9 protein-coding genes, 1 pseudogene and 1 riboswitch are annotated in these 14,352 nt (G+C 71.8%); of the genes and pseudogenes, 5 read left to right on the plus strand and 5 right to left on the minus strand.

Features of this window, described 5'->3' with window-relative positions; all coding sequences use genetic code 11:
* Positions 1-296 precede the first annotated feature (296 nt).
* Positions 297-650 carry a hypothetical protein gene (locus tag ABZ370_RS02460; protein ID WP_358615286.1) on the plus strand — a complete coding sequence of 118 codons (354 nt, stop codon included), beginning with the start codon at positions 297-299 and terminating at the stop codon, positions 648-650.
* Between the two features lie 186 nt (positions 651-836).
* On the plus strand, positions 837-1,553 hold the full coding sequence (locus ABZ370_RS02465) for a L,D-transpeptidase (protein ID WP_358615288.1): 717 nt from the start codon (positions 837-839) through the stop codon (positions 1,551-1,553).
* 70 nt (positions 1,554-1,623) lie between these two features.
* Here the strand turns inward: ABZ370_RS02465 and ABZ370_RS02470 are convergent, their stop codons facing one another.
* Entirely contained in the window at positions 1,624-2,817 is a 1,194-nt protein-coding gene (locus ABZ370_RS02470; protein ID WP_358615290.1) for an NlpC/P60 family protein, read from the minus strand.
* 6 nt (positions 2,818-2,823) lie between these two features.
* Positions 2,824-3,026, minus strand: a riboswitch (cyclic di-AMP (ydaO/yuaA leader).
* A 168-nt stretch (positions 3,027-3,194) separates the two neighbouring features.
* Here ABZ370_RS02470 and pcrA point away from each other — a divergent pair.
* A complete protein-coding gene (gene pcrA, locus ABZ370_RS02475; RefSeq protein ID WP_358615292.1) occupies positions 3,195-5,726 on the plus strand; it encodes a DNA helicase PcrA in 2,532 nt (843 codons plus the stop codon).
* Positions 5,727-5,768: 42 nt separating this feature from the next.
* Here the strand turns inward: pcrA and ABZ370_RS02480 are convergent, their stop codons facing one another.
* Both ABZ370_RS02480 and ABZ370_RS02485 read right to left on the minus strand, forming a co-directional pair.
* Positions 5,769-7,394, minus strand: a complete 1,626-nt coding sequence (locus tag ABZ370_RS02480; protein WP_358615294.1) for a M23 family metallopeptidase — start codon at positions 7,392-7,394, stop codon at positions 5,769-5,771.
* Positions 7,395-7,578: 184 nt separating this feature from the next.
* Positions 7,579-8,385, minus strand: a complete 807-nt coding sequence (locus tag ABZ370_RS02485; RefSeq protein ID WP_358615296.1) for an alpha/beta fold hydrolase — start codon at positions 8,383-8,385, stop codon at positions 7,579-7,581.
* Between the two features lie 330 nt (positions 8,386-8,715).
* Between ABZ370_RS02485 and ABZ370_RS02490 the strand changes: the two genes are divergently transcribed.
* Positions 8,716-9,126, plus strand: coding sequence for a cobalamin B12-binding domain-containing protein (locus ABZ370_RS02490; protein ID WP_063734934.1), 411 nt, complete (start codon positions 8,716-8,718; stop codon positions 9,124-9,126).
* Between the two features lie 302 nt (positions 9,127-9,428).
* Here ABZ370_RS02490 and ABZ370_RS02495 read toward each other — a convergent pair whose 3' ends face one another.
* Positions 9,429-11,075, minus strand: a complete 1,647-nt coding sequence (locus ABZ370_RS02495; protein ID WP_358615298.1) for a DUF5691 domain-containing protein — start codon at positions 11,073-11,075, stop codon at positions 9,429-9,431.
* Positions 11,076-11,782: 707 nt separating this feature from the next.
* Positions 11,783-12,862, minus strand: a pseudogene (locus ABZ370_RS02500) (SWIM zinc finger family protein); the annotation flags it as partial.
* Between the two features lie 172 nt (positions 12,863-13,034).
* Here ABZ370_RS02500 and ABZ370_RS02505 point away from each other — a divergent pair.
* Positions 13,035-14,171 (plus strand): AAA family ATPase, encoded by a 1,137-nt coding sequence (locus ABZ370_RS02505; RefSeq protein WP_358616051.1) that lies wholly within the window; start codon positions 13,035-13,037, stop codon positions 14,169-14,171.
* Positions 14,172-14,352: the final 181 nt, after the last annotated feature.

Raw genomic sequence — 14,352 nt, forward strand, 5'->3', positions numbered from 1 at the left:
GTGAGCGACGAGCGGTGCCGCTGCTTCGGCTTCGTGGGGGGCTGCGGCGCCACTGCGGCGACTCACCTTTCGTCGGGGAACACGGGGCGGGGGTGCTTCTTGGAGGGGAAGGTAGGCGGGTCGGCGGCGCGGCGCGCTGAGATGAACGGAGGTGGACGGATTCGTCCCCCCGGTAGCGACTGCTGATCACGGGCGCGTCGTGAGGTGGGCGGGATCGGGGCGGCTGTGACCGATGTGCCGATCGGGGTGCACCCGGGTGACTGGCGGTGATATGCGCGGGGCTAGTCTCCGATGCCATGGACGTACTCATCAATGTGTTCGTCGGCCTGCACATCGTCGGCATCGCCGCCCTGCTGGGGGGCTTCCTCTCCCAGCTCTCGGCGATACGCGGGGACGGCGCGCGGATGACCCCGGGGATGCTGCACGGAGCCCTGACCATGCTGGTCACGGGTGCCGTACTGGTCGGGCTGAACCAGGCCGACGATCAGACCGTCAACACGCTGAAGATCGGCGTCAAGCTGGCGCTGCTGATCGTGATCCTGGGGCTGGTGTATGTGAAGCGGGACGAGGAGAAGGTGGAGCCCGCGATGTTCGGCGCGGTCGGCGCGCTGACGACGGTGAACATCTTCATCGCGGTGCTCTGGACCTGAGGCCTGACCTGACGCCTGACCTGACGCCTGACAGTCCATCAGTTTTTCTCACGCCGCCAGACCCCCGACCAGGGGGCGCGAAGGGGCGGAATGGGGGAAATCGCACCTGTAAGCGCAACCCGACGCGCCCTTCGACTGTCTTACCCATCAAGGGCAAGTCGAGGGCAAGCCCGGAGGGAGCGCGCAATGGGGGCAGAGGGAAGATTCGCGGCATGGCGGCGCCGTACGGCGGTCGCGTTGGGTATGGCGGGCATGGTGGTGCCGTTGTCCGTCGCACTCGGTACGGCACCGGCGCAGGCGGCGACGTCGTGTACGGCGGGCACCGGTCCGTATCAGAAGCAGGTCGAGAGGTTCCTCGGCCGTCCCGTCGACGGTCGGCAGTCCTCGGGGGACTGCCGCGCGACGCAGAAGTTCCAGATCAACCACGGCATCAGCCCGACCATCGGCTACGCGGGCCCCGTCACCTGGGGTGTCATGAAGCTGATCAACGCGCAGAACGCGGCGGGGCGTAACCCCAACGCGGCGCGCAAGTGCCCCACCAACAAGGGCCGCATCGCCTGCGTCGACCTCACCCGCCAGCTCAGCTGGGTGCAGGACGGCTCGCGGCTGGTGTTCGGACCGGTGCCGGTGCGCAGCGGGCGGGACAAGTACGAGACCCGCACCGGGCTGAAGAAAATCTACTGGCGGGACATCGACCACTGGTCGACGATCTACGACGTGGCCATGCCGTACAGCCAGTTCTTCGACGGCGGCCAGGCCTTCCACTCCATCGCGGGAAGCGTGTGGTCGCCGCCCGGCTCCCACGGCTGCGTCAACATGCGCTCCGGCGACGCGAAGAAGTACTGGAGCCTGTTGCGGAACGGCGACGACGTGTACGTGTACGGGCGCAAGCCGGGCACGTGACCCGGTCACCGGGGACAGCGGCTGCCCGATCGCGTACCGGGCAGCCGCATCTCTTACCGAGGCACAGGGCTTACGCGGGCCGCACGCTCCCGTAGATCGGCATCTCGGTGATCGGCGCCTTCTTCACCACGTCTCCCGGCTTCGGCGCGTGGATCATCATCCCGTCGCCGATGTAGAGCCCGACGTGGCTGATGTCGTCGAAGAAGAAGACCAGGTCACCCGGTTTGAGGTCGGAGGTCGAGACGCGCGTACCGGCCTTCACCTGGTCCCATGTGGTGCGCGGCAGCGAGACTCCGGCGGCCTTCCACGCGGCCTGGGTGAGCCCTGAGCAGTCGTAGGAGTTGGGGCCGGTGGCGCCCCAGACGTACGGCTTGCCGAGCTGGGACTCCGCGAAGTCGATCGCCTTGGCGGCCTTGGTGCTGTTCGTGGAGGTGGACGAGCCGCTGCCGCTTCCGGAACCGGAAGAGGAACCGGAACCGGAAGCGGCGCTCGACTGCTGCCCCTGCTTCTGCTCCTGCTGCTTCTGCTCGGCGGCGGCCTTCCGCTGCTTTTCGGCCAGCTCGGCCGCCTTGCGCCGCGCCTCCTCGTCCTTCTTCTTCTCGATCGCGGCCAGCCGCGCCTTCTCCTTGGCGGTCAGGTTCGCCAGCAGTTGGCGGGCCTGGGACAGCTTGTCCTGGACGGACTTCTTCTTGGTCTTCAGCTCTTTCTGGGTTTCGGTCAGCGACGCCAGGCTCCGGGAGGCCTCGCGGCGCTCCTCGGCGGCCTTCGCCGCCTGCGTCTGGAAGTCGTCGACGGCCTTCTTCTGTGAACCGGCCATCCGGCTCATCAGGTGGGACTGGTCGAAGAGGTCCTGCGGGTCGTTGGAGAACAGCAGGCTCGCGGCGCTCGACGTCATACCGCCGTTGCGGTACTGGGCGGCGGCGTAGGTGCCGAGCGTGCGGCGGGACTCGTTGAGCTTCTCCGTGTTCTCGGCGACATCGTCCAGCAGCCGGCTGACCTTGGTGCGCTGCTCCTCGGAGTGCTCCTTGGCGGCGTTGTAGTGCTGGGTGGCGGTTTCCGCCTGGTGGTAGAGCGTGTCCACCTTCTCCTTGACCGCCTCGATCGACTGCGTGGTGCCGGGCTTCGGGTCGCTCGGCGCGGCGTTCGCGGTCTGGGACAGGAGGGTGACGGAGGCGAGGGCCGCGGTGGTGAACCCGTAGGCCGTACGGCGTCCGGTGGACGAGGAGGTGGGTATTCGGGTCCGCGGCTTGCGGTGCGACGCCAAGGGAGGCGCTCCTTCCGTGGACCGCCTACCGGGTTAGCTGTCGGGTTCGGGCGGTACGGAAGGTTGCCCTACGGCCTTGTGCGGGCGGGACGTCACGTCGTACATGCCGTACGTGTCGTACCGCAGCTCGGGCCGATTCACCCCATCTTGCGTTGTGGGTCCCCGGCTCCGGCTGCCTCGCGGCGTGACGGACTCGGCGGAGGCCGCCCGGGCCGGCGCGGTTCGCCGACGGGTGTACGGGCCGCCTGGGGGAGGACGGTAGCCAACTCGTGGGGCTCCTGTGAAGGCTGGTGGCCGATATGCCCGAAACCGTTTCGTGACATCCATATGTAGTCTGTGCGCAGGCTGTCGGTGCGGCCGCCTAAACTCGGTGAGCGATGAGCAGCCTCTTTGACGACAGCTTCCTGGCGAATCTCGGGCCTCCGGACGAGGAGCCCCCGCCGCCCGAGGATTCCGCACACCCGGGCCCGGCCGGTGGTTCAGGCGGTGCGGATGGTCCGGGCGGTCCGGGCGGTTCCGGCGGTGAAGAGGTGCCGCACCACCTCTTCACGGGCGCCTTCGACGCGCCGGTGCCGAGCGGGCCCAGAGAGGCGTACTACCGGGACGGCGCGGCCCGCCCCGCCGTCGACCCGGCGGCGCTGCTGGAGGGGCTGAACGAGCAGCAGCGGGCGGCCGTGGAGCACACCGGCTCGCCGCTCCTGATCGTCGCGGGCGCCGGTTCCGGCAAGACCCGGGTGCTCACCCACCGCATCGCGTATCTGCTCGGCACCCGCCATGCGCATCCCGGCCAGATCCTCGCCATCACCTTCACCAACAAGGCGGCGGGGGAGATGAAGGAGCGGGTCGAGGAGCTGGTCGGGCCGCGGGCGAACGCGATGTGGGTGATGACGTTCCACAGCGCGTGCGTGCGCATCCTGCGCCGCGAGTCGAAGAAGCTGGGCTTCACCTCATCGTTCTCGATCTACGACGCCGCCGACTCGAAGCGGCTGATGGCGCTGGTCTGCCGGGATCTCGATCTCGACCCGAAGAAGTTCCCGCCGAAGTCGTTCAGCGCCAAGATCTCCAACCTGAAGAACGAGCTGATCGACGAGGAGACCTTCGCCGGTCAGGCGGCGGACGGCTTCGAGAAGACCCTCGCCGAGGCGTACGTGATGTACCAGTCGAGGCTGCGCGAGGCCAACGCCTTCGACTTCGACGACATCATCATGACCACGGTCAACCTGCTCCAGGCGTTCCCGGACGTCGCCGAGCACTACCGCCGCCGCTTCCGGCACGTCCTGGTCGACGAGTACCAGGACACCAACCACGCTCAGTACACGCTGGTCCGCGAGCTGGTGGGCACGGGCACGGACGAGATGGCGGCCGGGGAGCTGTGCGTGGTCGGCGACGCCGACCAGTCGATCTACGCGTTCCGGGGCGCCACGATCCGTAACATCCTCCAGTTCGAGGAGGACTATCCGGACGCGCGGACGATCCTGCTCGAGCAGAACTACCGCTCCACCCAGACCATCCTGAGCGCGGCCAACGCCGTCATCGAGCGCAACGAGAACCGCCGCCCGAAGAACCTGTGGACCGAGGCCGGTACCGGCGCCACCATCACCGGCTACGTCGCCGACACCGAGCACGACGAGGCCCAGTTCGTCGCCGACGAGATCGACCGGCTGACGGACGCGGGGGACGCCCGGGCCGGGGACGTCGCGATCTTCTACCGCACCAACGCCCAGTCCCGGGTCTTCGAGGAGATCTTCATCCGGGTCGGGCTGCCGTACAAGGTCGTCGGCGGGGTCCGCTTCTACGAGCGCAAGGAGGTCCGCGACGTCCTCGCGTACCTGCGCGTCCTGGCCAACCCGGAGGACGCCGTACCGCTGCGCCGCATCATGAACGTGCCCAAGCGCGGCATCGGCGACCGCGCCGAGGCGATGATCGACGCGCTCGCGTCGCGCGAGAAGATCACCTTCCCGCAGGCGCTGCGCCGCGTCGACGAGGCGTACGGCATGGCGGCCCGCTCGGCGAACGCGGTCAAGCGGTTCAACACGCTCATGGAGGAGCTGCGGACCATCGTGGAGTCGGGCGCGGGCCCGGCGACCGTCCTGGAAGCCGTGCTGGAGCGCACCGGCTACCTGGCGGAGCTCCAGGCGTCCACCGATCCGCAGGACGAGACCCGCATCGAGAACCTCCAGGAGCTGGCCTCCGTGGCCCTGGAGTTCGAGCAGGACCGGGGTGAGGAGAACCCCGGCACGCTCGCGGAGTTCCTGGAGCAGGTCGCGCTCGTCGCCGACTCCGACCAGATCCCCGACGAGGACGAGGAGGGCGCCGGGGTCATCACGCTGATGACGCTGCACACGGCCAAGGGGCTGGAGTTCCCGGTCGTCTTCCTCAGCGGCATGGAGGACGGGGTCTTCCCGCATATGCGCGCGCTCGGCCAGACCAAGGAGCTGGAGGAGGAGCGGCGGCTGGCGTACGTCGGGATCACCCGCGCCCGCGAGCGGCTGTATCTGTCCCGGTCGACGATGCGCAGCGCCTGGGGCCAGCCCGCGTACAACCCGCCGTCCCGCTTCCTGGAGGAGATCCCCGACGAGTACGTGCGGTGGCGGCGCACCGGGCCCGCGACCCCGTCGGCGTCGATGGGCGCCATGGCGTCGTCGGGCGGCGGGTCGGGGCTGTCGTCCGGGCTGTCGTCGTCGCGTTCGCGGGGTGGGTCCTCCGCGTCCGGTTTCGCGACGCGGCGGGCGAAGGACCGTCCGGTGGTCTCCCTGGCCATCGGGGACCGGGTGACGCACGACTCGTTCGGGCTCGGCACCGTGGTGGCGGTGAAGGGCACCGGGGACAACGCGGAGGCGACGATCGACTTCGGCGGCGAGAAGCCGAAGCGGCTGCTGCTGCGGTACGCGCCGGTCGAAAAGCTCTGAGCGTTGCTGGCCGAGCTCTGAGCGTTGCTGGTCGGGGGCCGGTCAGTTGGGGTCGAGGCCGTGGCTTCGCAGCCACGGCTGCGGGTCCACTGCCGCCCCGCCGCCCGGGTGCACCTCGAAGTGCAGATGAGGGCCGGTGGAGTTGCCGGAATTCCCGGAGTAGGCCATGACATCCCCGGCCTTGACCGTCCCGGAGCGGATCTTGGTGCTGCTGAGATGGCAGTACCAGGTCTCCGTACCGTCGGGAGCGGTCAATATGACCATGTTGCCGTAGGCGTCGTTCCACTGGGTCCGTACGGTGCCGTCGGTCGCCGCCATGACGGGCGTGCCCTGGCTGACCGGAAAGTCGATCCCGGTGTGCAGGGACATCCAGTTGATGCCCGCCTGGCCGAAGCCCGCGCTCAGCCCGTGCTGCTTGACCGGCAGTACGAACTTCGGCCGCAGCGCTTCCTTGCGCGCCGCCTCCTTGGCCTTGCGCTCCTTCTCGGCGGCCTGGCGTGCCTTGAGGTCGATCCGCTCCTGGGTACGGCTGGCGCGCTCCCGGAAGTCGTTGACGCCGTCGTCGACCCCGGCGAGCCGGGTGTCCATCTCGCTGTTGGCGACGGAGGCCTTGACGGGCTGTACGTCGGGGGCCGCCTGCGTGGTCGTGTCGTCCTTCTTCTCGTCGCCGGACATGCCGCTCACGGAAGCGGCGGCCACGGCGGTGACGCCGAGCGCGCAGACGGAGGGGACGGCGACGGTGAGGAGCGCGGAGCGCTTGGGGCGGGCGGGCGCGGAGCGGCGGCGGGAGCGGCTGCCGGAGCGGGGGGTGGTGGCGGTGGCGGGCGGCGGCGTGACGTCGGCGACGGCGTCGGGGCCGGGTTCTGGCTCGGCCACGGCTTCGAAGACCGCGGTCTGCTCGGCCTGCCCGGCCTCTTCGAAGTGGGCCGTTCCGCTGTCGTACGTCTCGTCGTACTGCTGCTCGTCGTACTGCGGGTCGTCGTACCGCAGCTCGTTGTACTGCGGTTCGTTGTACGACGGCTCGCTGTACTGCGACTCGTCGACGGTGGCGTAGGCCGAGGTATCCCAGAACTGGGTCTGCCCGGTGTCGACGCCGGAGGTGTCGTACGCGGCGTGCTGCCCCGTGACGACGTCGTACGCGCCGGTGTCGAAGTGGCCCGTATCGACCTGTCCTGTATCGAACTGGCCCGTTCCGGTGTCGTACGCGCCCGTGTCCCACTGCTGGGAGTGCGCGTCCCAGGCACCGGTGTCCCAGTGGCCGCCGGTGTCGTCCTGCCGCTGGGTGGGGACGTCGGTGGGCAGCTGATAGCCGGAGGCGGCCCACATCGCGGTGGTGTCGTAGGCGCCCGTGTCGTACGCGGCGCCGGTGTCATAGGTGCCGGTGTCGTACGCGGTGCCGCCGCTCCACTGGGTCGCGTCGTACTGACCGCTGTGCCCGCCGTTCGGGTCGCCCTGACCGTCTCCGTAGCTGCCCGGGAGGGAGCCGAAGAGGGGGTCGGCCTCACCGTACGCGGCCCCGAGGTTATCGAAGCTGCCGGTGGGGTACCCGTCGTACCCGACGTAACCGTGCGCTGTGCCCTGCTGCTGGCCGTAGGCCTCGTCATAGGAATACGAGGCGTCGGGAGCAGGGACGGTCGGGGTTGCCCCCAACGGGTGACGGTCGTTCACCACCAACTTCTCTTTCGCCTCGGCTGCAGGAGAATTAGCGGCGACTGTACCCGGCGGTACGCGGGAGCGACAATCTTCAGGAAGTTTTGGGCAGCACGGGAAAGGGCATTTGGACCTCTTTCGGTTGACTGTGCGCCCGTTCTTGGCCCCACGTTCGACAGTTGTTCGGCAATTTTCGGCCCTATCAGGCGACCGAGAAGGCGCCCGAAGTGTCCGTCCGCGTGGCATTGGGGGCCGCGTCCAGTGCCTCCCGGACCCCGGCGGCGACGGCCGAGTGCACCGGCAGGGCGAGATGTCCCACACCGCTGACCCGGATGTTGCGAAAGATCAGATCTGGATGGTCTATGCGGGCGACTTCTGCCGGGATCATCAACTGATCCACATCGCTCCAGAAAGAAACGAAACGCGTACGGCATTCGGGGGCAGGCTGCCTCAACTCCGTTATCACCTCGGAGTCCGGGCACATCTGACGCACGAGCGGATGTGCGGACAACAAGGGCGCGATGCGGGTACCGGAGTGCGGGGTGCCCAGTGTGACCAGGGAGTGCACCCGAACGTCGCCGCCCAGCCGCTGGACGTAGTAGCGCGCGATCAGCCCGCCCAGGCTGTGACCCACGATGTCCACCTGGCTGTGGCCGGTGCGGGCGAGGACGTCTTCGACGTGGCGGGCCAGCAGGGCGGCGGCGGTGCGGAGGTCGCAGGTCAGGGGGGAGTAGTTGAGGGCCTCGACATGCTGTCGGCCGTGCCGGAGGAGGGAGCGGCGCAGCAGGACGAAGACGGAGCGGTTGTCGATGAAGCCGTGGAGGAGCAGCACGGGGCGGTGCCCCAGGAGGTCGGGCGGGGGCGTGGCGGGCGGACGCTCCTGCCGGATGCCGGTGGGGTAGAGGAGGAGGTGCCCGGCGAGGATCGCCAGATCGAAGGCGAGAGCCCGAACCCGACTGCCTTGCTTGCTCTGCTTGTCCTGTCCGCCCTGACTGCATACGAGGCCCACGCGACCGCCCCCTTGTGCCCTTGCTTCAGCGGGCAGCCGTGACTGTTGCCGTTGCCGCTGTCGTTGCCGCATCCGTGATCGTGGCCGACCGCGCCGTCGCACCACGGCGCCATGCCCATGCCATGCCGCCGTCCATGCGGCTGCCGGGCGGCGCTGCGCGGTGCGACGGTCCCCGCTGCGGCTCCCTTTGGTGGCCGGCCCGAGGTTGGGTGTGTAGGTGTGATTTCCCCCTCGCTGCGCATCGCGAAACTGCTGGGTAGGGGATGCTTGCGGGAAGCTGGAGATAACGTTCGTTCACGCGGATGCGCGCACTAGGGCTTGGAGGCTGCGATGGGTGTGACCGGTCCGATCCGTGTGGTGGTGGCCAAACCGGGCCTCGACGGCCACGATCGCGGCGCGAAGGTCATCGCGCGGGCGCTGCGCGACGCGGGCATGGAGGTCATCTACACCGGCCTCCACCAGACCCCCGAGCAGATCGTCGACACCGCGATCCAGGAGGACGCCGACGCGATCGGCCTCTCGATCCTCTCCGGTGCGCATATGACCCTGTTCGCCAAGGTGCTGGAGCTGCTGCGGGAGCGCGAGGCGGAGGACATCAAGGTCTTCGGCGGCGGCATCATCCCCGAGGCGGACATTCCTCCGCTGAAGGAACAAGGCGTAGCGGAGATCTTCACCCCCGGCGCGACGACGACGTCGATCGTCGACTGGGTCCGCCAAAACGTCCGCCCCGTAGCCGCCTGACCGACGACCGCCACGCGGCGCCGGTCCGGCCCGCCGACCCCGGCGCCACCGTGCGGCCGCCTGCCGCCCGGGAAGCGGCCCGCCGCCTGCGTGCCGGAGCGCGCTCCAGTTCCGGGCCCGCCCACGTGCGGCCCCCGTGCGCCGGAGCAGCCCCCTTCTGGCTCCGCCCGCACGGACGAATGCCGAGCGCGGGCCGCCCGCCACCAGCCACTGCTGCCAGCACGGCCCGTCGCCCGTCGGCTGGGCGTCCGGCCGGGGGTCCGGGGCGGAGCTCCGGGGTCGGGGAGGGGCGGGGTGGGGGGTCAGGTGCCTGCCAGCTCGGACCGCATGGCCGCCCGCAACCTCAGCGTCCCCACCAACCGCTGAAACGCCTCCGACCAGTACCCCCCGGCCCCCGGCGCCGCCCCTTCCGGCTCGTCCGGCAGCGCGGTCAGCACCTCCAGGCGGTCCGCCTGGGCCGGGTCGAGGCAGCGCTCGGCAAGGCCCATGATCCCGCTGAAGCTCCAGGGGTAGCTGCCCGCGTCCCGCGCGATGTCCAGCGCGTCCACGACCGCCCCGCCCAGCGGTTCGGCCCACGGCACCGCGCACACCCCCAGCAGCCGGAACGCGTCGGACAGCCCGTGGGAGGCGATGAAGTCGGCGACCCACTGCGCCCGTTCCTCCGCGGGGAGCGCGGACAGCAGCTTCGCCGGGTCCCGCCAGATCGCCGCGGCGGGCTCACCCGCCGCGACGGGCGGCGCACCCGGGGAACCGAGGAGCGCGCGGGACCATTCCGCGCTCCGCTGCCGCACGGCCGCCCGGCACCAGGCCGCGTGCAGGTCCGCCTGCCAGCCGTCCGCGACCGGCAGGGCCACGATCCGGTCCGCGTCGAGCCCCCCGAACCTCTCAGACCAGCAGGCCAGCGGCGTGGCCTCCACCAACTGGCTCAGCCACCAGGACCGTTCCCCCCGGCCGGACGGCGGCTTCGGCACGACGCCATCGCGCTGCATCCCGCTGTCGCACCGCGCCGGTGCGTCGACGGTGATCTGTCCGGTGGCCGGGGACGTGGCCGGAGACAGAGAGACGCAGGCCGCGGACCGCTCCGCCATCCGCGCGGCGAACGCGGAGCCGGGGAGCGCGGCCAGCAGCTCGGCGGCGGTCGCCCGGACGTTCCGGCTGCGGTCGGACAGCGCCTGCTCCAGGAAAGGTTCGTCGGAGGGCGCGAGGTCGTCGCGGAGCGAGTCGAGGAACATCAGCCGGTCCTCCGCGCGCTCCGTGGACCAGGTGCCGTCGAGCAGGGCCAGCCCGGCCGCCGGGTCGCGGTGACGGGTCCTCGCCAGCAGCGACACCCGCTCGGCGAACAGCCCCTCCTCCCACTGCCGCCGCACATCGGCGGTCCCGCCCGGCTCCGACGCGGGCGCCGTGCCCCGCCCGGGCCCGCCCCGCAGCGCGAACTTCCAGTCCGGGTTGAGCCGGGCGAGCCACAGCGCCCGGGGCCCGCCGAGGGCGAGCGCCTCGGGCCGCAGATCGGTACGGGCGCGGGCCGCGTCGAGCAGGGTGGGGAGCAGCGCGTCGGGCGCGCGGTAGCCGTGCTGGTTGGCGAGGGCGAGCCACTGGGGCAGCAGCTCGGCCAGATCGGGGGCGGAACGCGGCCCGCTGCGCCCAGGGGACGAACGGTCGGCGAGCAGCATCGCCAGTCGGCTGCGGGCGGCGGGCGGGAGCGGAGGGCGCGGGTCCTCGGGCGCGGGGGCCGGTCCCGGCCGGGCGGGGGCGGGGCGCAGCCCGGCCCGCCGCCGTACGGTGCTGAGCGCGGCGGCGTCCAGCAGGGCGGACGCCGCGTCCTGCCCGGGGCGCGCGGCGACGGGCGGGGTGCGGCGCTCGGTACCGAGCAGGGCGGCGGCGACGAGGTCGTCCCACGACACGGGCGCGGGTGCGGGCGCGGATACGGGCGCGGGTGCGGTGCTGGTCAACGCGTGCCTCCGTACGAGGTCGGGCCGGTGCCCGTGGCGAGCGGGACGGGTTCCGGGTCCCAGGTGGTGAGGGGCGTGATGCCGCGGTGCCCGCACTCGCCGAAGACGGTGACGGGGCGGCCGCCCGATATCGCCGCGAGCTGCCACAGGTTGGTGTGGCCGAGGCACCGCGGATCGACGGGGAGCGTGGTCCCGGCCGCCTCGTCCGCCAACTGCCATCCGTCGGCATCGGGGACGGGCGTGACGCCGGAGAGGACGACGGGCCAGCCCTCCAGCCAGGGGTCGTCGCTCAGCGCGTCGCCGTAGGCGACGAGCGCGGCGTCGATGCCGCCACCGTCGGGCACCCCGGCGAGCCCCACCACGCCCCCGCCGGAGGCCCGGCCACCGAGCCTGCTGCTCGTGCCGTCCGCGCCGCTTGCGCCGACCTCGCCGAGCCCGCCGCCCGCGCCGACTCCGACGCCGGTGCCGGTGCCGAGCCCGCTGCTCGTGCCGACCTGGCTGCTTGTGCTGCCCGCGCCGACCCTGCCGCTCGTGCCGCCCGCGTCGACCTCGCCGCTCGTGCCGAGCCCGCTGCCCGTGTCGACATCGTCGATCCCGGCGCCCGTGCCGAGCCTGCCGCCCGTGCTGTCCGCGGGGGCTCGGTTGGCCGGGGTGGCTGCCGGGGGCCAGCCGGGTGGGAGTGGGGGTGTGGTGGGTGGATAGTGCGTGCCCAGGGCTGCTCGGAGTGGGCGTGTGCCCGGGTAATAGATGACGTCCGCGTCGAGCACCAGTCCGGGCGGGAGCGCCAGCTCGGGGGGTCGGCCCGCCGCGCCGAACGACAGCAGCAGCGCCATCCGGCCCGTGGTCCGGCCGCGGAGCCAGATCCGCCGGGTGGTGAGCTTGCCGTCGCCGCTGTCCTGGCGGCCCAGGACGAGCCAGTGGTCCCGGACCGGCTGCCCATGCGCGAGCAACTCGGCCACCGGCAGCGTGACGCCGACCCGTGCGCGCGTGGTGGCGGCCAGCTCCTCCGGCAGGCTGTCCAGGTGCAGGAAGCCCTGGTTGAGCAGGTGCGCCAGCGCGCATTCCTCCAGCAGGCGGGCGGGCCAGCCGGGGCCGGAGGAGGGGATCGCGCCCAGCTCCCGCACCCGGGCCTCCAGGCCGGGGGCCTGGGCATCGACCATGCGGGCGGCCGTCTCGTCCCACGCCCCGTATCCGGCGTGGTCGGCCGTGGCCAGACCGTCGCGCAGCAGGTCCGCGAGCCGCTGCTCCAGCTCTGTGGCGCCCGCCGCGATGCGCTGCGCGCGCCGCTCGGCGCGGCGGCGGGCCGCGACCGGGTCGGCGGCCGCGTCCGCCCCGCCCGGCCCCTTCCCCGTGCCGCCGCCCCCAGCGGCCTCCGCCCCCGCGCCCGCGTCCCCGCCCGCGGCCCCCGCCGCGCTCCGCGCGCGCTCGCGCCGCTCGCCGAGCCACTGCCCGGCCCACTCGGGCGGCTCCCCGCCCTCCGGTACCCCCGCACCGCCCGCTCCCCACAGGAGCAGCAGCCCGAGCACGTGCTTGCACGGGAACTTCCGGCTCGGACAACTGCACCGATAGGCAGGGCCGTGCAGGTCGACGACCGCCCGGTACGGCGTGCTGCCGCTGCCCGCGCACAGCCCCCAGACGGCCTGGCCCTGCGCACTCGCACTCGCGCTCGCCCCCGTACCCGACCACGAAGCGGCACCCGCGAGCTTGCCGCCCGCCTTGCGTGACGCGGCGTCAGGAGCCAGGGCCAGCACCTGTTCCGCCGTCCAGCGTTCCCCCTGCGGATTCATGTCTTCGACGGTACGGGCCCTCACTGACAACTGCCCTGACCTGCACGTTCGTTGATACCGGACCGGTTGTCAGTGGGGTGGTGCACAGTGAATTACGCGTCCGGGAACGGAACGAGCAACGAGTCGTGGGGGAGCTGTGACCGTCACTGTGTCCGGAATCAATTCACCTGAGATCACCGAGGGCGTCGAGGCCACCGCGGGCGTCGAGGCCACCGCGGGCGGCAAGGCCGCCGAGGTCCTCCGTCCGCACGCCGAGGACGCCTTCGCCGACGAGCTGAGCGCCCTGGCCGCCGCCGACGACCGCCCGCGCCCGGCCCGCTGGCGGCTGTCGCCGTGGGCCGTCGCCACGTATCTGCTCGGCGGGACGCTGCCGGACGGCACCGTGATCACACCCAAGTACGTGGGCCCGCGCCGGATCGTCGAGGTCGCCGTCACCACGCTCGCCACCGATCGCGCCCTGCTGCTGCTCGGCGTCCCCGGCACGGCCAAGACCTGGGTCTCGGAGCACCTGGCGGCGGCGGTCAGCGGCGATTCGACGCTGCTGGTCCAGGGCACGGCCGGGACGCCCGAGGAAGCCATCCGCTACGGCTGGGACTACGCCCGGCTCCTCGCCCACGGCCCGAGCCGCGCCGCGCTCGTCCCGAGCCCGGTGATGCGGGCGATGGCGGACGGCATGACCGCGCGTGTGGAGGAGCTGACGCGCATCCCGGCCGATGTGCAGGACGGCCTGATCACCGTCCTGTCCGAGAAGACCCTGCCGATCCCCGAGCTGGGGGAGGAGGCCCAGGCCGTCCGCGGCTTCAACCTCATCGCCACCGCCAACGACCGCGACCGCGGCGTCAACGAGCTGTCCAGCGCGCTGCGCCGCCGCTTCAACACGGTGGTGCTGCCGCTGCCCGCGACCCCGGAGGACGAGGTCGACATCGTCGCCCGCCGCGTCGCCCAGATCGGCCGCTCGCTGGACCTCCCCGAGGCCCCGGAAGGCGTGGACGAGATCCGCCGCGTGGTCACGGTCTTCCGCGAGCTGCGCGAAGGGGTGACCGGTGACGGCCGTACGAAGCTCAAGTCGCCCTCGGGCACGCTGTCGACGGCGGAGGCCATCTCCGTGGTGACGAGCGGGCTCGCACTCGCCGCCCACTTCGGCGACGGCGTGCTGCGGGCCGGTGACGTGGCCGCGGGCATCCTGGGCGCGGTCGTCCGCGACCCGTCCGCCGACCGCGTCATCTGGCAGGAGTACCTGGAGGCGGTCGTCCGCGAGCGCGAGGGGTGGAAGGACTTCTACCGCGCGTGCCGGGAGGTGAGCGCGTGAGGGCCACGGAGCTGATGCCGACGGACGGTGCCGAGGCTGGTCCGCGAGCCACCTCGGGCCGCCCCGCTGCCCCGCTGCGGACCGGGGCTTCGCCCGCGGGCGGATACGGCGCCGATGGCGCGGTGACCGCGGCTGACAACCGACGCACCGGGACACGCCCGGAGGCGGCCACGGGGAATGC

The sequence above is a fragment of the Streptomyces sp. NPDC005962 genome (genome assembly GCF_040629205.1).
GTDB lineage: Bacteria > Actinomycetota > Actinomycetes > Streptomycetales > Streptomycetaceae > Streptomyces.